The organism is Ruegeria sp. CDSC051 (genome assembly GCF_059610665.1).
Map to the genome: position 1 here is coordinate 161,958 of NZ_JBXWOC010000007.1, position 26,921 is coordinate 188,878.

General features: G+C 59.2%; 25 protein-coding genes. 15 read left to right on the top strand and 10 right to left on the bottom strand.

Translation table 11 applies throughout. The annotated features are described in order from the left end of the window. Positions 1–17 precede the first annotated feature (17 nt). The 6 genes from AC2FH0_RS16505 to AC2FH0_RS16530 all read left to right on the top strand — a co-directional run bounded on the left by AC2FH0_RS16505 (position 18) and on the right by AC2FH0_RS16530 (position 7,131). Positions 18–1,757 carry a heparinase II/III family protein gene (locus tag AC2FH0_RS16505; protein WP_496693042.1) on the top strand — a complete coding sequence of 580 codons (1,740 nt, stop codon included), beginning with the start codon at positions 18–20 and terminating at the stop codon, positions 1,755–1,757. A gap of 22 nt (positions 1,758–1,779) precedes the next feature. Then, positions 1,780–3,369, top strand: coding sequence for a bifunctional phosphoribosylaminoimidazolecarboxamide formyltransferase/IMP cyclohydrolase (gene purH, locus AC2FH0_RS16510; protein ID WP_496789856.1), 1,590 nt, complete (start codon positions 1,780–1,782; stop codon positions 3,367–3,369). After that, positions 3,369–3,839 carry a signal peptidase II gene (gene lspA / locus AC2FH0_RS16515; RefSeq protein ID WP_496709475.1) on the top strand — a complete coding sequence of 157 codons (471 nt, stop codon included), beginning with the start codon at positions 3,369–3,371 and terminating at the stop codon, positions 3,837–3,839. The genes purH and lspA overlap by 1 nt, the downstream gene beginning before the upstream one ends. 50 nt (positions 3,840–3,889) lie before the next feature. After that, entirely contained in the window at positions 3,890–4,408 is a 519-nt protein-coding gene (locus tag AC2FH0_RS16520) for a DUF3035 domain-containing protein (RefSeq protein ID WP_496709476.1), read from the top strand. A gap of 81 nt (positions 4,409–4,489) precedes the next feature. After that, positions 4,490–5,830 carry a M16 family metallopeptidase gene (locus AC2FH0_RS16525; protein ID WP_142640049.1) on the top strand — a complete coding sequence of 447 codons (1,341 nt, stop codon included), beginning with the start codon at positions 4,490–4,492 and terminating at the stop codon, positions 5,828–5,830. Next, complete coding sequence (locus AC2FH0_RS16530; RefSeq protein ID WP_496789858.1) at positions 5,827–7,131, top strand: M16 family metallopeptidase; 1,305 nt, start codon at positions 5,827–5,829, stop codon at positions 7,129–7,131. Before AC2FH0_RS16525 ends, AC2FH0_RS16530 begins: the two co-directional genes overlap by 4 nt. Before the next feature lie 3 nt (positions 7,132–7,134). Here AC2FH0_RS16530 and AC2FH0_RS16535 read toward each other — a convergent pair whose 3' ends face one another. The 3 genes from AC2FH0_RS16535 to deoC all read right to left on the bottom strand — a co-directional run bounded on the left by AC2FH0_RS16535 (position 7,135) and on the right by deoC (position 11,386). Further along, entirely contained in the window at positions 7,135–7,866 is a 732-nt protein-coding gene (locus AC2FH0_RS16535; RefSeq protein WP_281996041.1) for a Crp/Fnr family transcriptional regulator, read from the bottom strand. A gap of 176 nt (positions 7,867–8,042) precedes the next feature. Next, entirely contained in the window at positions 8,043–10,376 is a 2,334-nt protein-coding gene (locus tag AC2FH0_RS16540) for an aldehyde dehydrogenase family protein (RefSeq protein ID WP_496789860.1), read from the bottom strand. 11 nt (positions 10,377–10,387) lie between these two features. Then, a complete protein-coding gene (gene deoC, locus AC2FH0_RS16545) occupies positions 10,388–11,386 on the bottom strand; it encodes a deoxyribose-phosphate aldolase (protein ID WP_281973768.1) in 999 nt (332 codons plus the stop codon). Positions 11,387–11,584: 198 nt separating this feature from the next. Between deoC and AC2FH0_RS16550 the strand changes: the two genes are divergently transcribed. The 6 genes from AC2FH0_RS16550 to AC2FH0_RS16575 all read left to right on the top strand — a co-directional run bounded on the left by AC2FH0_RS16550 (position 11,585) and on the right by AC2FH0_RS16575 (position 18,895). Next, a complete protein-coding gene (locus AC2FH0_RS16550) occupies positions 11,585–12,538 on the top strand; it encodes a metal ABC transporter solute-binding protein, Zn/Mn family (protein ID WP_271952144.1) in 954 nt (317 codons plus the stop codon). A gap of 3 nt (positions 12,539–12,541) precedes the next feature. After that, positions 12,542–13,345, top strand: a complete 804-nt coding sequence (locus AC2FH0_RS16555) for a metal ABC transporter ATP-binding protein (RefSeq protein WP_496789862.1) — start codon at positions 12,542–12,544, stop codon at positions 13,343–13,345. 3 nt (positions 13,346–13,348) lie between these two features. Next, positions 13,349–14,554: a metal ABC transporter permease gene (locus tag AC2FH0_RS16560; RefSeq protein ID WP_281973767.1), complete on the top strand. Its 1,206-nt coding sequence runs from the start codon at positions 13,349–13,351 to the stop codon at positions 14,552–14,554. Then, positions 14,551–15,480 (top strand): metal ABC transporter permease, encoded by a 930-nt coding sequence (locus tag AC2FH0_RS16565; RefSeq protein WP_496709479.1) that lies wholly within the window; start codon positions 14,551–14,553, stop codon positions 15,478–15,480. Before AC2FH0_RS16560 ends, AC2FH0_RS16565 begins: the two co-directional genes overlap by 4 nt. A 282-nt stretch (positions 15,481–15,762) precedes the next feature. Further along, positions 15,763–17,613 carry a DNA mismatch repair endonuclease MutL gene (gene mutL, locus AC2FH0_RS16570; RefSeq protein ID WP_496789864.1) on the top strand — a complete coding sequence of 617 codons (1,851 nt, stop codon included), beginning with the start codon at positions 15,763–15,765 and terminating at the stop codon, positions 17,611–17,613. Positions 17,614–17,665: 52 nt separating this feature from the next. Then, positions 17,666–18,895: a DNA recombination protein RmuC gene (locus AC2FH0_RS16575; RefSeq protein ID WP_142640068.1), complete on the top strand. Its 1,230-nt coding sequence runs from the start codon at positions 17,666–17,668 to the stop codon at positions 18,893–18,895. A gap of 60 nt (positions 18,896–18,955) precedes the next feature. Here the strand turns inward: AC2FH0_RS16575 and AC2FH0_RS16580 are convergent, their stop codons facing one another. Continuing rightward, a complete protein-coding gene (locus AC2FH0_RS16580; protein WP_496789866.1) occupies positions 18,956–19,606 on the bottom strand; it encodes a ChrR family anti-sigma-E factor in 651 nt (216 codons plus the stop codon). A 10-nt stretch (positions 19,607–19,616) separates the two neighbouring features. Then, positions 19,617–20,273, bottom strand: coding sequence for a sigma-70 family RNA polymerase sigma factor (locus AC2FH0_RS16585; RefSeq protein ID WP_496789869.1), 657 nt, complete (start codon positions 20,271–20,273; stop codon positions 19,617–19,619). Between the two features lie 147 nt (positions 20,274–20,420). On the opposite strand from AC2FH0_RS16585, the gene AC2FH0_RS16590 reads away from it, so the two are divergent. From AC2FH0_RS16590 to AC2FH0_RS16600, 3 genes are all read left to right on the top strand, one after another. After that, complete coding sequence (locus tag AC2FH0_RS16590; protein WP_496693140.1) at positions 20,421–21,197, top strand: DUF1365 domain-containing protein; 777 nt, start codon at positions 20,421–20,423, stop codon at positions 21,195–21,197. Positions 21,198–21,276: 79 nt separating this feature from the next. Next, the gene (locus AC2FH0_RS16595) at positions 21,277–21,594 is read left to right on the top strand and encodes a DUF3775 domain-containing protein (RefSeq protein ID WP_142640076.1); all 318 of its coding nucleotides are present in this window, start codon (positions 21,277–21,279) and stop codon (positions 21,592–21,594) included. A 257-nt stretch (positions 21,595–21,851) separates the two neighbouring features. Then, on the top strand, positions 21,852–22,799 hold the full coding sequence (locus tag AC2FH0_RS16600; protein WP_496789871.1) for a tetratricopeptide repeat protein: 948 nt from the start codon (positions 21,852–21,854) through the stop codon (positions 22,797–22,799). Positions 22,800–22,840: 41 nt separating this feature from the next. Here the strand turns inward: AC2FH0_RS16600 and AC2FH0_RS16605 are convergent, their stop codons facing one another. Genes AC2FH0_RS16605 through AC2FH0_RS16625 form a run of 5 tightly spaced genes read right to left on the bottom strand, consistent with a single transcriptional unit; the run spans position 22,841 to position 26,615 of the window. After that, positions 22,841–23,983, bottom strand: a complete 1,143-nt coding sequence (locus AC2FH0_RS16605) for a saccharopine dehydrogenase family protein (RefSeq protein WP_496693138.1) — start codon at positions 23,981–23,983, stop codon at positions 22,841–22,843. Positions 23,984–24,005: 22 nt separating this feature from the next. Then, the gene (locus AC2FH0_RS16610; protein WP_496709483.1) at positions 24,006–24,254 is read right to left on the bottom strand and encodes a SemiSWEET family sugar transporter; all 249 of its coding nucleotides are present in this window, start codon (positions 24,252–24,254) and stop codon (positions 24,006–24,008) included. A gap of 12 nt (positions 24,255–24,266) precedes the next feature. Further along, complete coding sequence (locus AC2FH0_RS16615) at positions 24,267–25,313, bottom strand: saccharopine dehydrogenase (protein WP_496709484.1); 1,047 nt, start codon at positions 25,311–25,313, stop codon at positions 24,267–24,269. A gap of 15 nt (positions 25,314–25,328) precedes the next feature. Beyond that, a complete protein-coding gene (locus tag AC2FH0_RS16620) occupies positions 25,329–25,943 on the bottom strand; it encodes a glutathione S-transferase family protein (protein WP_271952162.1) in 615 nt (204 codons plus the stop codon). A 21-nt stretch (positions 25,944–25,964) separates the two neighbouring features. Continuing rightward, positions 25,965–26,615, bottom strand: a complete 651-nt coding sequence (locus AC2FH0_RS16625) for a histidine phosphatase family protein (protein ID WP_142640087.1) — start codon at positions 26,613–26,615, stop codon at positions 25,965–25,967. Positions 26,616–26,921 lie beyond the last annotated feature (306 nt).

Below are 26,921 nucleotides of genomic sequence, written 5' to 3' on the forward strand. Positions count from 1 at the left end.
GCAGAGTAACAAGCGTCATGTCAAATTCGGACACCATGGCAAACCGATGGTCGCGGTTTCAGAACCGGCTTTATGCGCGGCTCAGTCAGCGGCGCAAGGCCGTTACCGGATTTGTGGGCGATCCGGAACCACGCACGGTTGGATCATTTGCGCGCGGGCGTCAGTTGGTGGCTGGGAACCTGCTGTTCTCGGGCTATCTGGTTGAGGCGCAGGATACAGGCTTATGGGATGTCACCGCGCCCAGCACCGGATTCGATGATGAACGCCACGGTTTTGCCTGGCTGGATGATCTGGCGGCTGTTGGCGACATCCGGGCGCGCGAAAAGGCGCAACGCTGGGTCTGGGGCTGGATCGAAGCACATGGGCGCGGGCACGGGCCCGGTTGGGCACCTGATCTGACAGGCCGGCGAGTGATGCGTTGGATCAATCACGCGATCTTTTTGCTGCGCGGTGTGGATGAGCAACAAAGCAAGGTCTTTTTCAGTTCGCTATCTCAGCAGGCCTGGTTCCTGTCGAAACGCTGGCATGCTGCGACGCCTGGCCTGCCCCGGTTCGAGGCGCTAGCCGGTCTGGTGCAGGCTGGTTTGGCTTTGGAAGGGCTTGAGCAGATGGCAGAGCCCGCCCTGCGCGCTCTGGCGCGGGAATGTGACAGTCAGATAGATCAAAAAGGTGGTATCTCCACGCGCAACCCCGAGGAGCTGCTGGAAGTCTTCACGCTGCTCGCCTGGACATCGGCAGCACTTAGCGATTTGGGGCGGGGTACACCTGGGGCGCAGGCGAATGCGATTAAACGGATGGCCCCGACCATGCGTAATCTGCGTCATTCGGATGGTGCACTGGCCCGTTTCCACGGGGGCGGGCGCGGGGTCGAGGGTCGTCTGGATCAGGCTCTGGCGCAAAGCGGCGTCAGACCGCAGAGCGAGAACGGCCTGTCCATGGGATTTGCCCGTCTCTATGCGGCACGGACCAGTGTGATAATTGACGCCAGTTCGCCGCCCAAAGGGGATGCGTCATATAACGCACATGCGTCGACCTTGGCGTTCGAGCTGACCTCGGGCCGCCGACCTCTGATTGTGAATTGTGGGTCTGGGGAAACCTTTGGGCTGGAATGGCGTCGGGCCGGGCGCGCCACGCCGTCGCATTCGACACTTTGTCTTGACGGCTTTTCAAGTGCGCGTCTGACCTCAGCTGTTCCTGGTACGGAACGTGAAGGGCTGGTCGACGCGCCAAAGGATGTTCCGGTCGAGTTCGAAGACGCGTTCGAGGGAACCCGGTTCATGGCCGGGCACGATGGCTATACCAAAGTGTTCGGCCTGACCCACGCCCGAACGTTCGAGCTGCGCTTTGACGGGCGGGAGCTGACCGGCGAAGATATTCTGCTTACCACAAGTGACAGGGCCAAGCGGCAATTTGACAAGGCGCTGGATGCGTCGAACCTGACTGGTATCGGCTTTGACATACGGTTCCATCTGCATCCGGACGTGGATGCGGCGATAGATTTGGGCGGTGCGGCGGTGTCCATGGCGCTCAAAAGCGGTGAGATTTGGGTGTTCCGCCATGATGGTGTGGGGAAATTGTCAATCGAGCCAAGTGTTTATCTTGAAAAGGGCCGTTTGAAGCCACGCGCGACAAAACAGATCGTTCTATCTGGCCGCGCAATGGAGTATGCGACGCGCATCCGGTGGACGTTGAGCAAGGCGCAGGATACAGCCTTTGCCGTGCGCGACTTGCACCGGGACGAGCCCGAGTTTGACTGACGCCAAAAGGACCTTTGGACCCATGACCGATCTTCACCCCGTGCGCCGCGCGTTGCTTTCCGTATCCGACAAGACCGGGCTGATCGAGCTGGGTAAGGCGCTAGCCGACCGCGGGGTCGAGCTGTTGTCGACCGGCGGCACAGCAAAAGCGTTGCGCGATGCGGGGTTGGAGGTGAAGGATGTCAGCGAGATCACCGGTTTCCCCGAGATGATGGATGGCCGGGTCAAGACGCTGCACCCTATGGTGCATGGCGGCTTGCTGGCCTTGCGTGACAATGACACCCATATCGCCGCGATGAACGAACACGGCATCGACGCGATCGACTTGCTGGTGGTGAACCTCTATCCGTTCGAGGCGACCGTGGCTAAAGGCGCTGGCTATGACGAATGTATCGAGAATATCGACATCGGCGGCCCAGCGATGATCCGCGCCGCCTCCAAGAACCACGCGTTTGTCAATGTCGTGGTCGATGTCGAGGATTACTCGTCGCTGTTGGATCAGCTGGACGAGAATTACGGCAAGACCGCATATGGTTTCCGTCAGTGGTTGGCCCAAAAGGCCTATGCCCGCACCGCTGCTTACGATACCGCCGTGTCGAACTGGATGGCCGATGCGCTGCAGCTTGAGGCCCCCAAACGCCGCGCTTTTGCTGGCGAGTTGAAACAGACACTGCGCTATGGCGAGAACAGCCATCAGACCGCTGCATTTTATACCGACGGTACCAACCGACCCGGTGTGGCGACCGCCCTTCAGCATCAGGGCAAGGAACTGAGCTATAACAACATTAACGACACCGATGCGGCGTTTGAGCTGGTGGCGGAATTCGATCCCGTCAAGAGTGCGGCCTGTGCCATCATCAAACATGCCAACCCGTGTGGCGTTGCGACAGGAGGCACGCTGCTGGACGCCTATAAGGCCGCGTTCGACTGTGATCGTACCTCGGCCTTTGGCGGGATCGTGGCCCTGAATCAGCCGCTGGACGCTGAAACTGCGCAGGAAATCACAGGGATTTTCACCGAGGTTGTGATCGCGCCTGGCGCCTCGGATGAGGCCAAGGCGATCTTTGCCGCCAAGAAAAACCTGCGCCTTCTGACGACCGAAGGCCTGCCGGATGTGACCGCCGGTGGCAAAACCGTGCGTCAGGTCGCGGGCGGTCTGTTGGTACAAGACAAGGATAACGGTTTCGTCGGCATGGATGACCTGACGGTTGTCACCAAGAAGGCCCCGACGGATGAACAGATGCGCGACCTTCTGTTTGCCTGGAAGGTGGCAAAGCACGTGAAATCCAACGCCATCGTCTATGTTAAGGACGGCGCGACCGTGGGTGTCGGCGCTGGCCAGATGAGCCGCGTGGATTCGGCGCTGATCGCGGCCAAGAAGGCCGAGCGCATGGCCGATGTTCTGGGCCTGCCACAGCCGCTGACCATCGGCTCAGCGGTGGCTTCGGACGCGTTCTTCCCCTTTCCCGACGGTTTGATGGAGGCCGCAGAGGCCGGGGCCACCTGCGTGATTCAGCCTGGCGGCTCGATGCGGGATGACGACGTGATCGCCGCCGCAAATGAGGCCGGTCTGGCCATGGTCTTTACCGGCATGCGGCATTTCCGTCACTGATGCGTGCCCGATTGCTCCTCTGGGCGGCGCTGACCGCGTTTCTGATCGACCAGATCAGCAAGTACCTGGTCGTTCATGTGATGCGCGTGGCCGAAGGGCCGATCAGCGTTCTACCGCCCTTTCTGGTGTTCAGATATGGCGAGAATCGCGGCATCAATTTCGGCCTGTTTCAGGGCAATGGCGACGCCGCGCGCTGGGCTCTGATCGGAGTTTCACTGGTGATTTCAGTGGGCGTGTTGATTTGGTTGATGCGCTCGGCCCCCTCAAAGCTCATGTTGGTCTGTGGCGGCCTGCTGATCGGCGGTGCGCTTGGCAATGTGGTGGACCGCGTGTTGTACGGATATGTGCTGGATTTTCTGAACATGTCCTGCTGTGGTTTCGACAACCCCTATGTGTTCAATCTGGCCGATGTATTCATATTCGCAGGTGCGTTCGGGTTGGTGCTGTTTGATAGGAAAAAGCCCTCGTGACGCGGGTTTGGAAATACGATAAAAGCGCCTGAAACAGGCTGGAGACTTTCATGCGGTTGCCGCGTTCCATATTTGTTGTGACTTTGAGTCTTGCGGTTGCGGGATGTTCGGATATCGGTCTGCGCCACCTCGAGCCGCCGGGCCCGGGCCCGGACGAGTTTGCGATTTTGCCGGTCAAACCTCTGACCCAGCCCGAGAACTACAACTCCTTGCCCGCACCGACACCGGGTGGCACAAACCTGACCGATGCCAATCCCACAGGGGATGCTATTGCCGCGCTGGGCGGGAATCCGGCTGCTTCGAATCCAAATACCGCTGTGCCTGCCTCTGATGGCGCGCTTGTCACGGCCTCCAGCCGATATGGCGTTCCGTCAAACACACGGCAGGTCGTCAACCAAGAAGATGCGGATTTCCGCAAGCGTCAGGGGCGCTGGACCCGTTTGCGGCTGTTCAACGTAGACCGATATTCGCAGGTTTACCGTCGCTGGGCTATCGACCCGAACAAGCAAACCCAGGCTGCGCGGAACGCTGGGATCGAAACGCCATCGGCGCCGCCGGTCAATGAATAATTCTTAACTTTCCGTCATCGGGGTTGAACCCGCGCGGCACCACCGTAGTTTGAACACCAGAAACGAAACGGAGGATGCCCCATGGTTCGGGCTCTGGCACTGTCGGCTGCTCTGATCGCCGCCACCCCGGTTTTTGCCGAAGATGGGCACGAGGCGGTCACCACCTTTACGCTGGATAACGGTATGGACGTTGTCGTGATCGAGGATCACCGCGCCCCAGTCGTGCAGCACATGGTCTGGTATCGCGCCGGATCGGCGGATGAGCCGGTTGGTTCGTCCGGTGTGGCGCATTTTCTGGAACACCTGTTGTTCAAGGCCACCGACACGCTGGAGGCGGGCGAGTTTTCTGCCACCGTCGCGGCCAATGGCGGCAATGACAACGCGTTCACCTCGTATGATTACACCGCCTATTTTCAGCGTGTTGCTGCCGACCGGCTTGAGTTGATGATGCGGATGGAGTCAGACAGGATGCGCAATATCCGCCTGTCCGATGACGACATCGCCACCGAGCGCGACGTGATCCTGGAAGAGCGTAACCAGCGTACCGAAAACAACCCGCGCGCCCTGTTCGGTGAACAGGTCAGCGCGGCGCAATACCTCAACCACCGCTATGGTGTCCCCGTTATCGGTTGGAAACATGAGATGGAAACGCTGGACCTGGACGATGCACTGTCCTTCTATCAGATCCACTATTCGCCAAATAACGCCATCCTGGTGGTGACCGGCGATGTTGAGCCAGACGAGGTCAAATCCCTGGCCGAGCAATATTACGGGGTAATCCCGGCAAACCCGGACCTGCCCGAACGGGTGCGATCACAGGAGCCGCCACAAACCGCTGAACGCCGTCTGACCTTTAAGGATGCGCGCGTATCGCAGCCCTATGTTCAGCGCAGCTATCTTGCACCCGAACGGGACGCAGGTGCGCAGGAAAAAGCCGCCGCCCTGTTCCTTCTGGCTGAATTACTGGGAGGCAGCACGACGTCGTACCTGAATGAAAAACTGCAGTTCGAGCAGCAAAAGGTCGTCTATACCGGTGCGTTCTACCGAGGCGTGTCGCTTGACGATACCACATTTGATCTGCTGGTTGTTCCGGCCGAAGGCGTGTCGCTGCAAGAGGCCGAGGATGCGATGGATCAGGCCGTGACCGATTTCATCGCCGAAGGTGTGAACGAAGAGGATCTGGATCGGATCAAGATGCAGCTGCGCGCCGCGCAGACCTATGCGCGTGACAATGTGGACGGGATCGGCAATCGCTATGGCCGTGCCCTGACCAGCGGGCTGACGGTCGAAGATGTACAGGCTTGGCCTGATGTCCTGCAGGCGGTGACCGGTGATCAGATCATCGCCGCCGCGCGCGAGGTGCTGCAGCCTGAAACCTCGGTCACGGGCTGGCTGATGCGAGACGATGAGGTAACGCAATGAAGCGGATATTTGTAACTCTGATTGCTTTGGTCATCGCAGTTCCTGCATGGGCCGAGATCAAGATTGAAGAAGTCACCTCGCCGGGTGGCATCACCGCATGGCTGGTCGAGGATCACTCGATCCCCTTCACCGCCCTGGAGCTGCGGTTCCGCGGTGGCACGTCGCTGGACGACCCGACAAAGCGCGGCGCGGTGTATCTGATGAGCGGCCTGATCGAAGAAGGCGCAGGCGAGATGGATGCCCGCACCTATGCGCGCGAGCTGGAATCTCTGGCCGCGTCGTTCGGGTATAGCGCCTCGGACGATTCAGTGTCGATCTCGGCACAGTTTCTGACCGAAAACAGGGATGAGGTGATTGACCTGCTGCGGACCACGATTCACGAACCGCGTTTCGATCAGGATGCAGTAGACCGTGTTCGCGCTCAGGTTCTGTCGGGTCTGCGGTCAGATCAGACCAGCCCCAGTGACATTGCCGGGCGCAGCTTTGCGGAAATGGCCTATGGCGATCATCCCTACGGCTCCGAAGGCAAGGGCACGATCGAGAGTGTCAGCGCCTTGACCCGCGATGATGTGGTCACGGCATATGAGAACGTGTTTACCAAGGATCGACTGTATGTAGGCGCGGTCGGCGATATCACCCCAGAGGAACTGGGCGCGGTGCTGGACGAGCTCTTGCTTGATCTGCCGGATACCGGCAAACCGATCCCTAAGCGGGCCGATGTGACGATCACTGGCGGAGTGAGCGTGATCGAGTTCGATACGCCGCAATCGGTGGCTCTGTTCGGCCATGCCGGGATCGACCGCGACGACCCGGATTTCTTTTCCGCCTATCTGTTGAACCACATTCTTGGCGGCGGGGGTTTCGAAAGTCGCCTGATGCAGGAAGTGCGCGAAAAACGCGGTCTGACCTATGGCGTGGCGACCTATCTGGTGCCAAAGGATCTGGCCTCTGTGTATCTTGGGTCGGTGTCCTCGGCCAATGACCGTATCGCCGAAGCCGTTGATGTGATCCGCAACGAATGGGCGCGCGCCGCATCCGAAGGGGTCACTCAGAAGGAGTTGGACGACGCCAAGACCTATCTGACCGGTGCCTATCCGCTGCGCTTTGATGGCAACAGCCAGATCGCCGGGATCATGGTGGGTATGCAGATGGAGGATTTGCCTATCGACTATATCGCCACACGCAATGACAAGGTGAATGCAGTGACGCTTGAGGATGTGAACCGGGTGGCGTCCGAACTGCTGGACCCAGATGGTTTACACTTTACCATCGTTGGCAAACCCGAAGGTCTGGACGGCTGACCCTTAGGCCGCTGCAGGTCTTCTCTGGGCCTGCAGCGTGTGCTTGTTGCTGTTCAACAGCTTTTGCCGTGTATGTCGGAAATGCGCTGCTTTCAATGCATCGTCGATATGGCGGCTCCGCCGCAGCAAGCGCATCAGGCTGATATTGTCGAAGACCAGGCATTTGGTGGGTTCGGTGGCTATTACCGTGGCTGTGGCAGGCAGCCCAAGGCCAAAGGTCAGCTCTCCCAAAATCTCATCTTCTCCACATTGGTTGATGACCCGGCCGTTTTTCAGGATCGTGGTCCGCCCCTTCAGGACAAAGCCCAAAAAGTCGGTTGTCTTGCCTTCTTCGATCAGGATGTCACCGTTTTCATAGGTCTTGACGGCGGCGGTGTTCAACAGTTTCCGGGCCTGGTGGGGTTTCAGCGATTCAAGGTGCAGGGCGATGAACTGACGTTCGTCATCTGAAAACCGAAGCAGATGCCGGGACAGAAACCCGCGCAGCAGGCCCAGGATCGAGATCGAGATATAGGCCAGCTGAATGATCGAGCCCGCCAGATTGAACTCTTCCGACATGCTGAATAGAACACATCCGGCTGCGGCGATCACAAGCAGGGGGTAGAGGCTGCCGTTGCCCCGGATGATCCCCATCTGCAGCAGAAAGTAGCTGGTGATGTAGAGGCCCGCGCCAAAGACGCCGATCATCGTGGCGACCTGTACCAGTTCAGGAAACTCGTATGGAAAACTCAGCATGGACCGATCCAACCTTGTTAAGACTGGGTCCAAGCTGAGGGATAGTGGCGGCGCTGTATATGAACAATGTCACATGTTAATCATCGTTATGTTCATTCAATGATCACTCTATGCAGCAGCGCGCCATCTGTACCCGAACAAACTGTTTGCACCCTGGGTTTTCCAGGGCTGGGGCCCTACTCGCCGTAGGGCACCCAGATGTTTTTAACCTCGGTCGCAGCCTGCAGGAAGCGGCGAGTCTGATCCTCGTGCCAGTCGGTTGCCATGGCGTTATTAACCCAACTCCGTTTCAGGTTCCCGGCCGAAGCCCGCTCGATCTCGGCCGACAGATCGGTAGACGAGAATGACCAGATCGCATCCACATTCAGATGCGAAGCCAGCGGCTTCGCCAGTTCCGTGTGGCTGCCAGTCAGGATGTTGACCACGCCAGCGGGCACGTCCGAGGTTTCGAGGATTTGGTAGAAATCCGTCGCCGCCAGCGGGTAAGGCTCGCTTGCCGCAAGAACCACCCGGTTGCCCATCGCAACAGCAGGCGCCATGGCCGAGACCAGACCCAGCAGCGGCGCCTCGTCAGCACAGAGCGCGCCGATCACGCCGACAGGTTCTTTCATGGCAATGGCCACGCCCCGGATCGGAACGCCGTGCACCTGGCCGTCATACTTGTCGGCCCAGGCAGCGGCGGTGAACAGGCGCTGGATCGCGGCTTCGACCTCTTTCGCACCGTCTTTCCTGCCGGTCATGGCATCAAGGCGCGCAGCGAATTCACCCGCGCGGGCCGAGAGGTTTTCGCCGATGTAATACAGGATCTGTGCCCGCAGATGGCCGGTGGTCTTGGACCAACCCTTGGCCCCCGCTGCGGCCTCGACCGCGTTGCGGACGTCTTTGCGGTTGGCCAGACCCACATGGCCCAGCAGTCCAGACTTGCCCCAGACGGGTTTCGAATATCCGCTGTCAGGACGGGCCTGTTTGCCGCCGACATACATTTTGGCAGTACGGTCAATCGGATCGACCGGGGCACCTTCGCCCATCGCGGCCTCGGCCTTGGCCAATGGCTTGCCTTTGCCTTTATGCTTGGTGTAAGCGGTCAGACCTTCCCAGCCACCTTCGCGGCCAAAGCCGCTTTCGCGCACACCGCCGAACCCGGCTGCGGCATCGAACAGATTGGTGGCATTCACCCAGACAACGCCCGCGACCAGCTTCGGTGCGATATCCAGTGCAAGGTTCACGTTCTCGGTCCATACCGTCGCCGCCAGCCCGTAACGGGTGTTGTTGGCCAGCTCAACCGCCTCTTCCGGAGTACGGAAGGTCGAGGACACCAGCACCGGACCGAAAATTTCCTCCTGCATCAGTTGATCGGAGGTTTCGAGGCCCGAGATCAGCGTTGGCGGGTAGAAACAGCCATTTTCGGGCAGCGCGCCAGCCGCCTGATAAACGTGACCCGCGGAGTTGCTGTCGACCATGCTCTTGATGGTCTGCAACTGGACCGGGTCGACCACAGCACCCACGTCGATGCATTTGTCCAATGGATCACCGATGCGCAGAGTGTCCATTCGGGCGCGCAGTTTCTCGTGGAACCGATCGGCGATGCCTTCCTGAACCAACAGACGCGAACCTGCGCAACAAACCTGACCCTGATTGAACCAGATCGCGTCGACCAGCCCTTCGATGGCGGAATCGATATCGGCGTCGTCAAAGACGATATAGGCGGACTTGCCGCCCAGCTCCAAAGTCAGCGCCTTACCCGAACCGGCGGTCGCCTCACGGATGCGCCGACCCACTGCGGTTGAGCCGGTAAAGGCGATCTTGTCCACGTCCGAGGCCACGATCATCTCACCCACCGCGCCATCGCCCGTGACGATGTTGACCACACCCTTGGGCAGCCCGGCCTGTGAGCAGATATCGGCAAACAGCAGCGCGGTCAGAGAGGTATATTCGGCAGGTTTCAGAACGACCGTGTTACCCATGGCCAGCGCCGGAGCAATCTTCCAAGCCAGCATCAGCAGCGGGAAGTTCCAAGGAACGATTTGTCCACACACTCCCAGCGCTTCGGCGTTGGGTAGTTCGCTTTCCATCAACTGCGCCATGCCGGCGTGGTAGTAAAAATGGCGCTGTACCAGAGGGATGTCGATGTCGCGCGATTCACGGATCGGCTTGCCGTTATCCAAGCTTTCCAGCACTGCAAACAGGCGCGAGTGCTTTTGCAGCAGGCGCGCGATGGCATAGAGGTAGCGCGCACGACCCGCACCGCCCATCTTCTCCCATTTTGGCTGCGCCTTGCGGGCGGCGGATACGGCGGCGTCGACATCGGCTTGCTTGGCTTGGGTCAGCTTGGCCAAAACCTCTCCGGTCGCCGGGTTGCGGCTGTCGAACCCCTTGCCCGGTTTGGTGAAGGCCCCGTCGATATAGTGACCAAATTTGTCACCCTGATCGACCAGCCAGGCCAGCGCTTCGGCTGAGCTTTCGGGGGCAGGGCCGTAATCCATGGTCTCGAAAATCTCTTTGACTGTCATTGTTTTCGTCCTCAGCCCATCGAGTGCCTGTAACCGGCGGAATAAGCACCCGTTACGAAATGTTCTAGCTGCCGTTCGATATCGCCCAACAGCGACGACGCGCCAAAGCGAAACAGGTCCGGCTCCAGCCAACGGTCGCCCAACTCATCCTTGATCAGCGACAGGTAAACTAGTGCGTCCTTGGCTTTGGAAATCCCGCCTGCGGGTTTATATCCGACACGATACCCGGTGCGGTCATAGTAATCGCGGATCGCCCGGATCATCACCAGCGACACGGGCAGCGTGGCGTTGACGCTTTCCTTACCGGTCGAAGTCTTGATGAAATCCGCCCCCGCCATCATGCAGACCAGCGAGGCGCGCGCCACGTTGCGTAGGCTGCCCAGTTCGCCGGTTGCAAGGATGGCTTTGACATGCGCGTCGCCACAAGCCACGCGGAACGCTTTCATCTCGTCATACAAGGCCTGCCAGTCGCCCGACAGCACATGACGCCGAGAGATTACGATGTCGATTTCCTCGGCTCCGGCTTTGACGCTTTCTTCGATCTCTGCCACGCGCAGGTGGAACGGGGACAAGCCTGCAGGGAATCCGGTCGATACGGCGGCCACCGGAATCCCGGTGCCCTTCAGCGCATCCACAGCGGTTTCGATCATGTCGTGATAGACACAGACCGCGCCGGTGGTGATCGGTGGCATGTCCAACGCCTGAAGTGTTGCAGAAGCCACGGGTTGCCGCGCTTTGGCGCACAGGCGCCGGACACGGCCGACGGTATCGTCTCCCGATAGGGTGGTCAGGTCGATCAGGGTGATCGCCTTGAGCAGCCACGCCGCCTGGTAGTCCTTTTTCACCGAGCGCCGACCCGGCAGGGTGGCTGCGCGGCGCTCAACGGCCGAGGTGTTGACCTGTACGGCCCGCACCCAATCCAGATCAAGCTCCATTCCAGGGTTCCGGGGCTCGGTCACTTGCGGCAGATGCGCGGTGCGCACGGGGCTTTCTGAGCTCTGCGTTTCCATTTTCACATCCTTTGGGAGGTTTGTATCAAATTCGCACGGGTAAGATGCAAATGGAAGGCCATCCGGCATTGGAAGGGTAAATTTTTTGACCAAATGGACAAAATAGGCGTTTTCTTGCGAATAATTCTCAATAGCATTGACTTAGTTGCGAGCGGTTCTCATATTCATCTTAGCAAGATACCATTTCCGGGGTCTGATATGATTCGTCGTAGTTTCCTTGCAGCGCTGGCATTCGCCGCTGTATTCCCATTCTCGGCCTGGGCCGATGCGCCGCTGAAAGTGGTGGCCACGACCGGTATGATTGCCGATGCCGCCCGTCAGGTCGGAGGTGATCAGGTCGAGGTGAAGGGCCTTATGGGCCCCGGCGTCGACCCGCATGCCTATCGTCAGACCCGCAGTGATATCGTCGCTATGACCAGGTCCGATCTGATCCTGTGGCATGGTCTGTATCTTGAGGCGCAGATGGAAGAGTTCTTCCATGACCTAGGGCGTAAACGCATGGTCGTTGCGGTAGCCGAAGGCGTTGATAAGTCAAAGCTGCACGCGCATGACAATTATGCTGACAAATACGATCCCCATCTTTGGATGAGCCCGGCCCTGTGGCGCGATGTCGTGGTCGAGGTGCAAAAAGCCCTGACACAAGCGCGCCCCGAGGCCGCGGACACCTTTGCGGCAAACGCAGAGGCCTTTCTTGCGCAGATCGCGGAACTGGAGACTTATGGCAAGCAAGTGCTTGCAGCGGTCCCGGAAAACAACCGTGTTCTGGTGACGGCACATGATGCCTTTGGGTATTTCGGTGCTGAATACGGGTACGATGTGCTTGGAATTCAGGGTATTTCAACCCAATCCGAGGCGGGACTGAACCGGATTAGCGAATTGGTCGATACGCTGGTTGACCGGCAACTGACGGCAGTTTTCGTGGAAAGCTCGGTCTCGGATCGGTCGATGCGTGCGCTGATCGAGGGCGCAGCGGCCAGGGGACATCAGGTCGAAGTCGGTGGACAGCTTTATTCGGACGCGATGGGCGAGCCCGGCACCTATGAGGGTACCTACATCGGGATGCTGGATCACAATATCACAGTAATCGCAGGCGCTCTGGGGGCTGATATTCCCAAAACTGGCATGAGCGGCAATCTGTCGGCGGGGTTTTAAGAGATGCTGGAACTGGCGGCACATCAGGGCATCCCCCTTCCGGAAAACGACATTGGAGAAAGTCCGCTGGCCATTCGTGGCCTGACCGTCTCGTACGGGCAGAAGCCGGCGGTTTTCTCGGTTGATATGACCGTGCAACCGGGTGCCATGACAGCGATCATCGGGCCAAACGGTGCAGGTAAATCGACCCTGTTGAAGGCGGCTTTGGGGATTGTCTCACCCCTGTCCGGTCAGGTGACGGTGTTTGGCGATCGGCTGGATCGACAGCGGTCCCGGATCGCATATGTGCCGCAGCGGGCCAGCGTGGACTGGGACTTCCCGACGCGCGTGATTGACGTGGTTCTGATGGGCTTGTCGCGCGAACTGGGGCTGTTGGGACGGGTGCGCGCCCGGCATAAGGCGCAGGCGATGGATTGTCTGCACCGTGTAGGGATGCGTGACTTTGCCGACCGGCAGATCGGCCAGTTGTCAGGCGGCCAGCAGCAGAGGGTCTTTCTGGCGCGCGCCTTGGCGCAGGCCGCCGATCTGTATCTGCTGGACGAACCTTTTGCCGGGGTTGATGCGGCAACGGAAAAGGCCATCATTTCCGTCCTGAAATCGCTGAAAGAGGCGGGCAAGACTGTGGTTGCGGTGCATCATGACCTGGCGACCGTCACCGACTATTTCGACCATGTTTTCCTGATCAACACGCGCAAAGTCGCCGAGGGGCCCGTGGCCGAGGCTTTTACGGCCAAGACATTGCAATCTGCCTATGGCGGCCGTCTGGCTACGGCGCAGATCGACCAGATCTCACGCGCGCTGGGGTGAGTCATGCATTGGGATGCTCTGACCCTTCAGCTTGGCTATAACGCCACGCTGGTCGCAATCGGCGCCAGCCTGCTGGGCATTTCCGCCGGGGTAACCGGCACATTTCTGTTCTTGCGCAAACGTGCACTGGTCAGCGATGCGATCAGCCATGCGACATTGCCGGGTGTGTGTCTGGCCTTTATGGTACTTGTGGCCCTCGGTGGGGACGGCAGAAACCTGATCGGCCTGCTCGTCGGGTCGGCAATATCCGCTTGGATCGGCCTTTTGTGTATGAACTGGCTGACGCGGCACACGCGGCTGGCCGAGGATGCCGCGATCGGAGCGGTCCTATCTGTATTCTTTGGTTTCGGCATTGTGCTGCTGACGGTGATCCAGACCATGGGTGTGGGCCGACAGGCGGGGCTCGAAGGGTTTCTGCTGGGCTCGACCGCAGGAATGCTTTGGACAGATGCGATGATCATTGCGATCGGAGGCGCGGCAACGCTGGCGCTTGTCATGATTATCCGCCGTCCAATGACGATCGTGGCCTTTGACCCTGAATTTGCAGCAGCCAGGGGCCTGCCGGTGCATCGCATTGACCTTGCAATGATGGGTCTGGTTATGGCCGTCACAGTGGTTGGCCTGAAAGTTGTCGGGTTGATCCTGATCGTTGCGCTTTTGATCATTCCGCCGGTGACAGCCCGGTTTTGGACTGAGCGGTCCGAAAGAGTAGTGTTGCTGGCGGGTCTGATCGGGGGCGTCTCGGGTTATATCGGTGCGGCACTGTCGGCGGCGGCTCCCAATCTGCCGACGGGTCCGCTTATCGTTCTTGTCAGTTTTGCCGTGTTTGTCCTGTCGTTGCTGTTGGCGCCGGTTCGCGGTGTTCTGGCGGCGGTGTTGCGGCACCTGCAATTCCAGCGTCGGGTTCATATCCGGCAGGGCTTGCTTGCGTTGGCACAAGGGCAGAAAATCTATGAGCCGCTGACCCTGCGTTTGTTGCGCCGGGCCGGGTTGGCACGCCCCGACGGCGTGGCAACCGAGGCTGGCAAGGCCCGCGCCGCCAAAGCCCTGCGCGACGAAAAGCGGTGGGAGGTCGTTCGCACGGACCAGGCCCACGAAGCAACGGCGGCGCTTTATGACGGGCTGCGCGATATCGAAACCGTGCTGACCCGCGACCAGATTACCGAGATCGACCGCCAGATCGGCGGCCCGCAGGGGATAGCACCATGAGCGGCGAAGAATTCGTTCCCCTGTCACTGACACCGCTGCTGATCGGGACATTTGCCGCCATCGCCTGCGCCCTTCCGGGGAACTTTCTGGTTCTGCGCAAACAGGCGCTGATCGGGGATGCCATCAGCCATGTAGTGTTGCCGGGCATCGTGGTGGCCTTTCTGCTGACCGGCGCGATCTCGACCTGGCCGATGATGCTGGGCGCGGCGGGTGCTGCCGTGGTTGCCGTTGTGATGATCGAAGCGATCCGCAGGCTGGGTCAGATCGAACCCGGTGCGGCAATGGGCGTGGTCTTTACTACCCTATTTGCGGCGGGTGTTCTTTTGTTGGAGCAGACGGACACCTCGACCGTGCATCTGGATGTGGAACACGCGCTGTATGGCAATCTCGAAAGTCTGATCTGGCTGGACGCAACGGGATGGGTCTCGCTGTGGAACCCGGCCGCGCTTGCGGGGTTGCCCCCGGAATTGCCGCGTATCGCGCTGACGCTTGCGGGGGTTTCCCTGTTTACCTGGATATTCTGGCGACCATTGAAGATTTCGACCTTTGACGAAGGTTTTGCCAGCACGGTTGGTATTCGGACCGGTCCTTTGGGGTTTGCGCTGGTGATCACAGCGGCGATAGCTGCCGTCGCATCCTTCGACGCGGTTGGCTCGATCATCGTGATTGCCATGTTCATCTGCCCCCCCGCTGCGGCGCGGTTGATGACCAACCGATTGGAATCTCAAATCGCATGGAGCGTTGTATTTGCCGTGGTTTCGGCGGTGATGGGCTATGTTCTGGCGGGTTATGGCCCATTATGGCTGGGTGCCCGCGATGCCGTGAGTGCCGCCGGAATGATCGCAACGGTATCTGGTGTGATTCTGGCGCTTGCGGCTGTTTTCGGCCCCTGCCGGACCCGCGCGGGTGCTCCAGGCACTGTTTGATCCGGCATATTCCTGCTGTTGGCTGATGCCGTATTTCGGCTGAACTTTGCCAACGCGAACAGCACGACCAGAGTTAATGAGCCTTAATCTGCAGATCGTGCTAAGGTTGTTGTATTGTTAAGCAACTGACCACCACTCACCCCGGCTTGTTCGGGCAATCGTGATCAAGGTCGTCGCCTTGCGGGCCGACACGGCGCGATTGTCCGAACGCCCCCCTCTTGCACAAAATCTGAATACCATAGCAGTGGCAGAATCGTGTGCGCATGTGCTAGGTCTAGGGGTATGGAGCAGGCAAACCCCAATATCAACGAGTTTCGACCGGTAATTCGGCAGTTGGACGATGCTGCAATCAACCGGATCGCAGCCGGCGAAGTGGTCGAGCGACCGGCCTCTGCGGTCAAGGAATTGATCGAGAACGCCATTGATGCAGGTGCCACGCGGGTTGCGATAGAGATCGCCGATGGGGGCAAGACGCTGATTCGCGTCACCGATGACGGCTGTGGTATTGCGGCGGCGGACTTGCCGTTGGCTTTGTCCCGCCACGCAACCTCGAAAATCGACGGGTCGGATCTGCTGAACATTCATACTTTCGGCTTTCGCGGTGAGGCGTTGCCGTCGCTGGGCGCGGTCGGGCGTTTGACCATAACCAGTCGTGTTCCGGGGGCGGATGCGGCGCAGATTCAGGTCGCTGGTGGCACAATGTCCGCGGTGAAACCCGCGGCTCTGCGCGCGGGTACCGTGGTCGAGTTGCGCGATCTGTTCTTTGCCACGCCTGCGCGTTTGAAATTCATGCGTACCGACCGCGCCGAGACGCAGGCCATCGCCGATACGGTTAAACGTCTGGCCATGGCCGAGCCCTCGGTCACCTTTACCCTGCGCGATGTCTCGGGCGGCGGCGAGGGGCGCGTAACCTTCCGTGCTGACCGCGAGAATGGTGATCTGTTTGACGCGTTGCATGCCCGACTGGCCCGCGTGATCGGGCGCGAGTTTGCCGAGAACGCGTTGCAAATTGACGCAACGCGTGAGGGTATCCGGTTGTATGGCTATGCCGCTCTGCCGACCTATTCTCGGGGCGCAGCGGTGGCGCAGTACCTGTTCGTCAATGGACGGCCTGTGCGTGACAAGATGCTGACCGGTGCATTGCGGGCGGCCTATTTCGACTTTCTCAGCCGTGATCGACATCCGGCGGCGGCTCTGTTCATCGACTGTGATCCGACGCTGGTGGATGTGAACGTGCACCCCGCGAAATCCGAGGTCCGGTTCCGCGATCCCGGCGTCGCACGCGGGCTGATCGTCTCGGCCCTGCGGCACGCACTGGCCGAAGCGGGGCACCGGGCGTCCTCGACCGTCGCAAACGCGACGCTTGGCGCGATGCGACCCGAGCCGTCTCACTCCACCCCGGCGCGGGTCTACCAGATGGACCGCCCTTCACCCGCCGCGCGCCAGATGGCCTATCAGGCGCAGGCACCGGGCTTTGCTGAACTGACCCGCGATTACAGCGGCAGCGTGGTCGAGCCGGTCGCGGAATCTGTTTCCGAGGCGCCGGTAGAAGACCTGCCTTTGGGGGCTGCACGCGGGCAGGTGCATGAAAACTACATTATCGCCCAGACCGCTGATGGTATGGTGATTGTCGATCAGCACGCCGCGCATGAGCGGTTGGTCTATGAAAAGCTGAAAGCCCAGATGGCGGCGAACGGCGTGGCGGCGCAGGCGCTGCTGATCCCCGAGATCGTAGAGTTGTCTGAAGGCGACTGCGCGCGACTTATGGCGGTGGCAGATGACCTTTCTCGCTTTGGCCTGACGCTCGAGCCCTTCGGCGGCGGTGCGGTTGCCGTGCGTGAAACCCCGGCCATTCTGGGTGAGGTCAACGCCCGCGCAATGATTCTGGATATTCTGGATGAGCTGTCCGATCAGGGTGAAAGCCAGATGGTGCAGGCGCGGATTGAGGCGATCCTCAGCCGTGTCGCCTGTCATGGTTCGATCCGCTCGGGCCGCCGAATGCGGGCCGAAGAGATGAACGCCCTGCTGCGCGAGATGGAGGCGACACCCCATTCCGGCCAATGCAACCACGGGCGGCCAACCTACGTGGAACTGAAACTGGCCGATATCGAACGATTGTTCGGACGCAGTTGATCCCGCGGGGTGCGCGGGCTATGAAGAATAAAACAAGAACACCCGAGGCGATATGATCGAGATTGCAGGAACCCAATTTGCATTGAACGACCCCGTGATTCTGATCGTTGGCGGGGTGGTGGCATTGATCCTGTTGCTGCTGTTCCTGTCTTTGCGAGCGGCCAACCGGTCAGCCAGGATGGCCGAGCCACTGTCGCGGCAAATGGCGCATCTGGGTCAGCATGTTCAGCAGTTGGGACAAGGACAAGAGCAGCTGCGCGGTGGACTGCAGCATGTCTCGGACACGCAGGCCAATGCGCAGCTGCAGGTGATCCAGACGGTTGAATCCCGCCTGTCTTCGGTGCAGCAGCAGATGAACGATCGGCTGGCAGATAATGCGATGAAATCCGCACGTGCGCTGGCCGAGATGCAGGAGCGGATGAAGGAATCGCTGCACGGCTCGTCGAAACAGACGGCGACGTCACTGACCCAGTTGCAGGAGCGCCTGGCGGCCATCGACAAGGCGCAGGATAACATCACCAAACTGTCGGGCGATGTGCTGTCGCTTCAGGATATTCTGTCGAACAAACAGACGCGCGGTGCGTTCGGAGAGATTCAGTTGAACGATATCGTCTCCAAGGCGTTGCCCTCGGACAGTTTCAAGCTGCAGGCGACCTTGTCGAACGGGCGTCGGGCGGATTGCTTGATCCACCTGCCCAACCCACCTGGCCCCATTGTGATCGACAGCAAATTCCCGTTGGAAGCGTATGAGGCGCTGATCGGGTCGACCAATGATACGGAGCTGAAAGCGGCGGTGCAGATGTTCCGAACAACTGTGCGCAAGCATATCAACGACATCTCCGAGAAGTACATTCTGGACGGGGAAACCGCCGATGGCGCGTTGATGTTCCTACCTTCCGAAGCGGTTTATGCCGAGTTGCACGCCAAGTTTCCCGAATTGGTGCAGGAGAGCTTTACCAAACGCGTTTGGATCGTCTCGCCCACCACCTGCATGGCAACGCTGAACACGATGCGCGCGATCCTGAAGGACGCAAGGATGCGGGAACAGGCGGGTGCTATCCGCAAAGAGCTGGGTCTGCTGCACAAGGATGTAGATCGCCTGGGCGATCGGGTTTCCAATCTGGACCGTCATTTCGGGCAGGCGGCCAAGGATATCTCGGAAATCAAGATCAGCGCTGAAAAGGCAGGGCGCCGGGCGCAGCGGCTGGACAATTTCGATTTCGAAGAGATCGCACCTGACGACACACCGGGCGTTGTACCGCTGGCGCGGCACGAAATCTGACAAGCCGTTCGATGCGACATTGGCCGGAATTGGCCAGCGCACCGCGTCAGGTCCCAGAGATCAGATACGCAGGAAGGGCTGGAACAAGCGGGGCATGAGCTTGGTGAATTTCAGCGGCGCGTCGGTAACGGCCAGACAGATGCAATCTGCGGTAATGTCTGCGGTCGGGGTGTGATGCAGATCTTCATCGGCAATCTCGACATCGCCGCGTGCAAAGTGATCAACCTCATCCGAGAACGCACCCTGCAGAACCATGGTCAATTCCATACCGTTATGGCTGTGATCCGGAACTGCGGTTCCGGCCGGAATGAACAGCAGACGTGCCGAAGCGTCGCCGCTCGTCGGCAAGATAGCTTGTCTGACGCCCATTCCGATGGGACGCCATCGGATGTCATTGACAGTGCCGCCGACGTAGCCCTGCAGGGGGGCAGGTAGGACGGCGCAGCTCTTGTTCACTGGCTTGGGGGTCGGTGCGCCTTGGGCGATCAGCGCCATCGTCGCAGCCAGCGCGCTGTCGCTCATTTGGGCAGGATAGGGCAGCTCGTCCAGTATCTGTCCGCCAACCGCATCAAAGCTTTCAGCCTGCGCGCGGCAATGGTCACACAGCGACAGATGGGTCGCGACCATCAGATCGAACGCTTCGGGCAGGCTGCCGGCGGCATATGCCATCAGCAGATCTTCCGTCAGGTGATGCTTAATCTGTTTGCTCATCGTCTCTGTCTCAGTTCATTGCGTGGCGCAGGCGATCCAGCGCCAGCCTAATTCTTGATTTGATCGTTCCCAGAGGCAACCCAGTCTGAGATGCAATTTCCCGGTGACTCAGGTCTCCGAAATAGGCCTTTTCGATCAAGTCTCTTTGCGCGTCAGGCAACGCCATCAAGGCAGTGCGTAGCTGCGCGGTTTCTTGTTGCAAGACGATCACGTCGTCCTGATCAGGTTCGGACTCGGGGCCCCAGCCCAGTTCTTCCGGTTCGGGGCGCCGTTGCTTGCGCAGGGCGTCGATGCGTTTGTTCCGTGCGATGGTGAACACCCATGTGGCCACCGTTGCCCGGGTCGGATCGAACAGATGGGCCTTGTGCCACAAGGTCGCCATCACCTCTTGCGCACATTCCTCGGACATAGTCGCGTCCGAGCCTGACTTCATCAGGAACGCCTTGATCCGCGGCGCAAAATGCTGGAACAGCTCGGCAAAAGCCGCCTGATCCTGCGCATCCCGAATGCGCCTGACATGGTCCACCCACTCAATCCTGGTGTCGCAACTGCTTTGTGTTCCGTTCACCTGTTTACCCTTGATGCGTTTTCTTGCGCGCCATGGCTTGAGGACGGCGGGTGTAGCCGCCAGCTCGTCCAAGGTCACGGTGTCTATCTCGGTAAACATAACCACAATACGGTTGGTGTCCCAAGCCGGATCACTCTGAAGCGATATTTTTGATCCAATCCTGGCTGGATGCCGTATTCTAAGTAACAGAAACCTTCAGAAAACCACGCCCCTCCGGGCGGTTACAAGCGGGCCGGACCATACTGAATGACACAAACCGTTGATCATGTTGCGGGCCATACCTTTCACGGGCGCAAGGGGGCGATCGAAAACGCCTTCCGCTATTCGGTCGACTACATTCTTCTGAACCCTGAAAGCGATCTGACCACTCCGGCGCTATTTTCGGTGAACCGGGCCAATCTTGCCAACTGGCGGTCGCAGGATCACGGGGGTGAGCCGGGCCAGGGCGACGGTGCCGCCTGGCTGCGCGCGCGGTTTGATCAGTTGCAGGTGGCGCAACCGGCGCGCCTGATGTTGCTGACCCAGCCTCGGGTTCTGGGGCATGTGTTCAACCCGGTCAGCTTCTGGTTCTGTTTTGATGGACAGGATGTGCTTAATGCGGTGGTGGCCGAGGTGACCAACACCTTTGGCACGCGCCACAGCTATCTGTGCCACAATCCCGGCTTTTCACCCATCAAGGCAACCGACAGGATGGTGGCTGACAAGCTGCTGCATGTCTCGCCCTTCCAGAAAATCGAAGGAAGTTACACCTTCCGTTTTGACTATCGCCCCGAACGTGTTGGCGTGTGGATCGACTATGCCCGCCCCGAGGGCGGTTTGATCGCGACGTTAACCGGGACACGCCGTCCGCTGACCAACCGGGTGATCCTGTGGTCGCTGCTGCGCCGCCCATTTGGTGCGCGGCGGACCTTTGCGCTGATCATCTGGCAGGCACTTAAACTTTGGGTGAAAAAAGCCACCTTTCGCCCGTTCAGAACCGCACCGGTGCCGGATCAGCCGGTTTCGCGTGTGCGCCTGCGCTAACGCGTTTGTTCAAGATCAAAGACTCGGGCTCTGCCTAGTGGTTGTTTCATTCGAAAGCCGCGAACACAGGAGTCGGGTCATGTTGGAAATTTCAGCAAGAAAAGTTGCTCAGGTTGCGCTGATGGGGCGCGAGCTGAATCGGGCCGAGGGCGAGTTGCGCGCGTTCATTGATCACATGAGCGAGGACGAACAGGCCGAACTGGTGGCTATCATGTGGATCGGGCGTGAAAGCTTCTTCGCCGAGGATCTGGTCGAAGCCATCGCCACCGCAAGGGCCGAAGCCTCAACCCCCTGCGCTGATTACCTGATCGGCACGCCGCACATGTCAGATCATCTGGAAAATGGTTTGGATGCGCTGGGGGTATCGGCGGAAGATGTGGAAAACGATCTGATGTAGGCGATTGCGCAACGGATCGAGGACAGAGTTTTCCACACCTTCTTGTCTGGCGGTTTAATCGGATAAAGGGATGGTCGTGGACAATTTCAGCCAGGTTTGATTTAGGTTCGGGTGAACTACTTTTGGTTGAATGAATGACATCCGATACCCCAGCTTCTTTGCGACACAGAAAATCGAAGCTCGCCCGTGTTCTAACCGGTATTGTCTTGATCGCAATCGCTGGGGTTTTGGTGCTAGGCCAAGAACGTAAAAAGCTGATGGCTACCTGCAACTTCAGTAAGGCTGACTTGGAAGACAAGTTGGCCGCCTGTGATACGTTGTTGATATGGGCGGCATATAACCCGTCAACCCGGTCGCTGATCCATCGACACAAGATGCGGGCACATATGTGGAATAGAGACTGGGAGGCTGCCCAAAGCGAGGCTGATCTGGCTATTGCAGAAGACCCTGAAAGCCGCGTGCCGTGGCAGTGGAAGGCGCTGGCCCACGCCCGCGCCGAAGAATACCCAGCGGCGATGGAGGCAATTGAGGCCGCGCTGGAGATTGCCCCGGGTAATGACTATTCGCTAGAGACAAAAGCCAAACTCTTGCGCCGGATGGATCGGTTGTCAGAGGTTGAGCCTCTGGTTGAAGACGCCATAGCCAACCATAAAGTGGGCCCGTGGGCCTGGAGCTATGCTGGCTATTTCAGATTGCGGGCAAAGGAGTATAGACCCTCGGCTTTGGCCTTTTCCGAAGCGTTACATGCCGATCCACACAATGCATATGATCGCCGCAAGTTCCTTGAGGCCTGCCGACTTGCTGGCCCAGATTGCCCGCCTCTGTTTCCTGAAAAACGCGCGAGCTATGCTGAGCTTAGCTGCGAAGACATTGCATTGCAGTTTGCAGAGCAATATCCAGGTTTTGACAGCGGAGCTGGTTTTGATACGCCGTATGACCTGATCGACCAAGGTGATTGGCGTGCAAAGGTCCTGGTGCAGGTTGTTTACCTCGGCACAGCAATCGGATTCGAACAGACTGCGTCAAAAGAATATGCAAATAGGTTGATAGTAGACAGCGCCATGTTTGAGTGTGTTTCGGGTGGCGAATATTACTTTTCGGGCTCGGATAAGGGCTCCGAAGAACACCGCTATGCAGCTGAACACTTGTTTGGACCGGAATTGCGTAGAAACCTTGTCGATCTCGCGTATACGCATCTGAATTGATGTACCAACCCGGCCAATCCAGGTTGGTGCGGGCTTAGTTTTCAGCCCGCATGATCCACCACCTGCAGATGCTGCGCCAGCCGGTCAATTTCAGCCATCCAACTCTGCACCAGCTTTGGATCATTGGGGGCCGCATGAACGCCTGCCGGGATAGCGCGGTTCAAGACGGCTTCGACAGCCAGTGAAACCGGGACCGAGACCAGCCGCGCCATCGCCGTGCCGCGGTCGTCACCCCAGGCATCCATCACATAGGTTTTGTGCCAGACCGGAACGCCGTCTTTTTCCGCCTTCAGGCCCACACACAGAACCACACGGTCCGGCTCACCCTCGTCATAGGCGTTTTCGGCCCAGAACTGGTCCGACATCTCCTTCAGGCGTGCATCGCCTTCGGGCCCGGACAGGGTTTCGATTTCGGAAAACACACCCGACCAGGCGCCGGCCCAACCGTTCAGGCGCAGGGTACCGCGGACGAATTCCTTGACCGGCCAGTGATCCTCGAAATGGTACTGCGCCATGAACGGGATCGAGTCGCGGTTCGGGTAGACCTCAAAGCTTTCGGGTGTGGGCAGGGGTGCGATATAGCTGGTAATCGCATCCCATGGGCGCGCCACGTCCAGCGGAGCATAATTGCGAATTGATTTCGATGGTGAACGCAACGCCTTGAGCACACCCAGCGGTGACCAGCTGAACTTGTACCGGAACGGGTTCGGATGCTTGGGGATACCACCGCAATAAGAGATGAAACTCAGGTGGTTCTGCGGGTCGAAGGCGTCCGAAGCGCGATAGTCGTCGATCAGTGCATGAGCCATCAGGTGATCGATGCCCGGGTCCAGCCCGACCTCGTTGACCAGCGCCACCCCGGCTTCGCGGGCCGCGCCGTCCAACGCGCGCATCTCGGGGGCGATATAGGAGGATGAGACGAAATTCGCCTGTTTCGCGATTGCAAGCTCGGCCAAGGGCACGTGCCAATCGCCGGGCAACATCGAAACGATGACATCGCCCTGTTCCAGCACCGCCGCCAAGGCGTCGATATCAAAAACGCGGATATCGCTGGTCAGATCACCAACTTCGGCCTTGGCCTTTTCGATTGTCCGGTTCCAGACTGTGACCTTTTGCCCGCCTTCGATCAGGCGGCGTAAGCCGGGAATGGCCGACAGGCCGGTGCCACACCAGTGAATCGTCATGTGAAAACTCCTTTACGGCTGTTCAGCCAAACCTCAGTTTTGCAATCACGATCGCGCTGACAAGCAGGATCGAGATCACATTACCCAATATCAGCGGCCATGCCGCAATCATCACTCCGTAAATCAGCCACATGCTCAACGTGGCCAGAATCAACAGGTTCGCTGGCATAGACAGATCCTTGGTCTCGCGGGAGCGCCAGGTCTTTAGGGTTTGAGGAAGCCAACATACAGTGCCTAGAACTGCTGCCGCGCCTCCGATCAGGTGTTCCATGCGTGGCTACTCCTAGACATGGTTGTCGAACGTCTCGCGGGCCCGGCCCCAGACGCCGCTGTCCAGATCGGTCAAGGTCAGCAGAGAAGGCAAAAGCTGTGCTGCATAATCTTCCGAGCTTTCGACCGGTAGCATCGACGGCAGATTGTCGATTGCAACTACATCAAGAACCGGATTGGTCGCCACGCGCAGGGCAGGTGCGTCCCAAGTGGTTGCTCGGTCATAAACCGGAACAGGGTTATAATCGCTGTCAGGGTCACAGGCGACATCGCCGATGGCGGTCAGCTTGCGGTCAGCGGCCAGTGCCTTTTGCGGGACAAAAATCGGCGTACCTGGGCGCGCGAAGATACAGTTCAGGAACAGGTCGTGGTCGAGGATTTCAGGGAACGGCCCGCCGCTGGCGGTTTCGGCCATGTCCCACTTGGTGACACTGACACCCATCGCCGTGCAAAGGTCGCTGGCGCCGGTACCCACGCGGCCAAGAGCACCGATGACGATGGCCCTTGGTCTATTGGCCACGATGGCATCTAGTTCAGCCAGAAGCTCGGAATTCAACGCGTCCTTGCTGGGATAGACACCAACCGGAGGGCATTCCGCGCCCCGCTGCTGCGCGGCCCAAGTCTTGAGTGTCACCGCAGCCCCGGCATAGCCGGCCCAATAGCCAAAGGCGGCGACTCGGCGGTCGTTTTCGTCGACTAGATATTCCAGATCATACAGCGTTCCGCCCCCGGCCTTGAACCGTTCTAGCAGCGCCCGGCCGGAATGCTGACCCTTATAGGCATGGCCGAACATGATGTGGCGGTGAGGCAGGGGCGTGCCATCCTCGGGCAGTTCCTTGAGGCCAAAGATGATCGCGTCCTTAGGTGCATCTGGCCAGGAATTCTCGGGCGCGATCTCGCAGCCAGCAGCCTTGTAACCGTCGATGGGGATGGCGCGAACATGGCTTACCTCGACCGTTACGCGGATGCCAGCAGCGATCAACGCCAAAGCGCCTTCAGGGGTCAGCCCGACCCGTTCTTCGTTCGGGCGCTGTTCGGCCCGGACCCATAGATGCGTCATATTTTGTCCCCTTTATCAGAGCATTCCGGCGGCACGCACGGCTTTCAGTGAAGCGCGCGCCTCTGCCGCCTCACGAAAGGCGACGATCTTGGGGTAGGTTGCAACGTCGACGCCGTCGCCTTCCAACCAACTGCAAACCACATACAAATAGGCATCGGCCAGCGAGAACGCCTCGCCCAGCACAAACGGTCCACGCAGACCGTTCGAACAGATATAGTCGCAGGACGCTGCCATGGTCTGCGCGACTTTTGCCGTCATATCCTTCCAGCTGGATTTCTTGTCGGCCCACCGCGCGCCGCGCAGCTTATGGGCGTGGTTCACATGCATGGTCGAGGCAAGGTAATACATCACCTCGCGCATCCGGGCGGCCATGATCGGGTCCGCAGGCACCAGCCCGGCCTTCGGAGCCATTGCTGCGATGAACTCCAAAAGTGCCCCGGTTTCGGTCAAAATCCCACCGTCTACCACCAGCGCCGGAACCCGGCCTTTTGGGTTGATCTGCTTGTAGGCGGATTTGGTTTGCTCTCCACCGGCAAAGTCCAGTTGGATCGCTTCATAGTCCAGCCCGGCCTCTTCCAGTGCAATCGCAACGGCGACCGAAATCGTGCGAGGGGCATAGTAAAGTTGCATCACAAAGCCTCTGGTTTGGGGTTACAAGTGGGTCTGTGCAAACTGCCGGTCTGGTGCTTCCAGATGCGGAACGGCATTGAACAGAACCGGGCTGAGCTGTGTACCTATCGGGTATAAACGGTGCATTGACGTGTTCATGATGGCAAGAGCCACCCGCGCCATGGCCGGGATATCCAGCCCCATCGCCTGCCGGACAACCATCGAAATCAACCCGCCCGAGGTCACAACGATGGCAGGGCCGCCTTCGGTTCCGATATCGGTCAGCGCGTCGCGCACCCGGGTTTCGAATTCCTCGAAGGTTTCCGGTGTGTTTTTGATGGCGCCATCGGCCCAGGCGGCAAAGGTGCGGGGCAGATGCTCGACAAAACCTTCGCGATCAGTGGGCACTTTCACTCCGTGCTGTTCCTCGAACAGCTGCGCGATGGTGAAATACTCGATCTCGTTCAGCCGCGGATCGCGGATCGGATCAGTCAGCCCCATGCTGGCGGTGGTCTCGGCGTGGCGGATCAGGGTGCCGCAATAGACCCGGGGAAAATGGCTGCGTGTGTCCTGCAGATGCGCCCCCAGCCAGCGGGCCTGCTGATGTCCCAGATCGCTGAGCTTGTCATAGTTCTTTTCGTCGCGCGCGGTGGTGTTGGCCTGCCCGTGACGCACCAGTGTGATATGTGACATGTCGGTCCCTCTTGCGTGGCAAGTCTTAGGACAGGTCTAGGTCCGGGGCCAGAGCCGTTCGTTGCGGTTTGGAAATTATTCTCGCACACCCCCGAATCTGGCCGGGCGGTATTGTTGTTGACTCGCAAGACCGTCCACAGGAACCTTGGTGATATCAGACTGTCCTGCAAATTCATCGTTGCAAGCTATTCGATGACCTCGGAAAACTAGCTTGGGAAAGGGTTTATTTATGACGGATATTAAGCGCACGCCTTTGCATGGTTTGCATGTTGAGTTGGGTGGGAAGTTGGTTGATTTTGCGGGCTG

Excerpts from the sequence above, each read along its gene's own strand:
- AC2FH0_RS16505 (WP_496693042.1), top strand. The coding sequence starts at position 18 with ATGTCAAATTCGGACACCATGGCAAACCGATGGTCGCGGTTTCAGAAC.
- purH (WP_496789856.1), top strand. The coding sequence starts at position 1,780 with ATGACCGATCTTCACCCCGTGCGCCGCGCGTTGCTTTCCGTATCCGAC.
- lspA (WP_496709475.1), top strand. The coding sequence starts at position 3,369 with ATGCGTGCCCGATTGCTCCTCTGGGCGGCGCTGACCGCGTTTCTGATC.
- AC2FH0_RS16520 (WP_496709476.1), top strand. The coding sequence starts at position 3,890 with ATGCGGTTGCCGCGTTCCATATTTGTTGTGACTTTGAGTCTTGCGGTT.
- AC2FH0_RS16525 (WP_142640049.1), top strand. The coding sequence starts at position 4,490 with ATGGTTCGGGCTCTGGCACTGTCGGCTGCTCTGATCGCCGCCACCCCG.
- AC2FH0_RS16530 (WP_496789858.1), top strand. The coding sequence starts at position 5,827 with ATGAAGCGGATATTTGTAACTCTGATTGCTTTGGTCATCGCAGTTCCT.
- AC2FH0_RS16535 (WP_281996041.1), bottom strand. The coding sequence starts at position 7,866 with ATGCTGAGTTTTCCATACGAGTTTCCTGAACTGGTACAGGTCGCCACG.
- AC2FH0_RS16540 (WP_496789860.1), bottom strand. The coding sequence starts at position 10,376 with ATGACAGTCAAAGAGATTTTCGAGACCATGGATTACGGCCCTGCCCCC.
- deoC (WP_281973768.1), bottom strand. The coding sequence starts at position 11,386 with ATGGAAACGCAGAGCTCAGAAAGCCCCGTGCGCACCGCGCATCTGCCG.
- AC2FH0_RS16550 (WP_271952144.1), top strand. The coding sequence starts at position 11,585 with ATGATTCGTCGTAGTTTCCTTGCAGCGCTGGCATTCGCCGCTGTATTC.
- AC2FH0_RS16555 (WP_496789862.1), top strand. The coding sequence starts at position 12,542 with ATGCTGGAACTGGCGGCACATCAGGGCATCCCCCTTCCGGAAAACGAC.
- AC2FH0_RS16560 (WP_281973767.1), top strand. The coding sequence starts at position 13,349 with ATGCATTGGGATGCTCTGACCCTTCAGCTTGGCTATAACGCCACGCTG.
- AC2FH0_RS16565 (WP_496709479.1), top strand. The coding sequence starts at position 14,551 with ATGAGCGGCGAAGAATTCGTTCCCCTGTCACTGACACCGCTGCTGATC.
- mutL (WP_496789864.1), top strand. The coding sequence starts at position 15,763 with ATGGAGCAGGCAAACCCCAATATCAACGAGTTTCGACCGGTAATTCGG.
- AC2FH0_RS16575 (WP_142640068.1), top strand. The coding sequence starts at position 17,666 with ATGATCGAGATTGCAGGAACCCAATTTGCATTGAACGACCCCGTGATT.
- AC2FH0_RS16580 (WP_496789866.1), bottom strand. The coding sequence starts at position 19,606 with ATGAGCAAACAGATTAAGCATCACCTGACGGAAGATCTGCTGATGGCA.
- AC2FH0_RS16585 (WP_496789869.1), bottom strand. The coding sequence starts at position 20,273 with ATGTTTACCGAGATAGACACCGTGACCTTGGACGAGCTGGCGGCTACA.
- AC2FH0_RS16590 (WP_496693140.1), top strand. The coding sequence starts at position 20,421 with ATGACACAAACCGTTGATCATGTTGCGGGCCATACCTTTCACGGGCGC.
- AC2FH0_RS16595 (WP_142640076.1), top strand. The coding sequence starts at position 21,277 with ATGTTGGAAATTTCAGCAAGAAAAGTTGCTCAGGTTGCGCTGATGGGG.
- AC2FH0_RS16600 (WP_496789871.1), top strand. The coding sequence starts at position 21,852 with ATGGCTACCTGCAACTTCAGTAAGGCTGACTTGGAAGACAAGTTGGCC.
- AC2FH0_RS16605 (WP_496693138.1), bottom strand. The coding sequence starts at position 23,983 with ATGACGATTCACTGGTGTGGCACCGGCCTGTCGGCCATTCCCGGCTTA.
- AC2FH0_RS16610 (WP_496709483.1), bottom strand. The coding sequence starts at position 24,254 with ATGGAACACCTGATCGGAGGCGCGGCAGCAGTTCTAGGCACTGTATGT.
- AC2FH0_RS16615 (WP_496709484.1), bottom strand. The coding sequence starts at position 25,313 with ATGACGCATCTATGGGTCCGGGCCGAACAGCGCCCGAACGAAGAACGG.
- AC2FH0_RS16620 (WP_271952162.1), bottom strand. The coding sequence starts at position 25,943 with ATGCAACTTTACTATGCCCCTCGCACGATTTCGGTCGCCGTTGCGATT.
- AC2FH0_RS16625 (WP_142640087.1), bottom strand. The coding sequence starts at position 26,615 with ATGTCACATATCACACTGGTGCGTCACGGGCAGGCCAACACCACCGCG.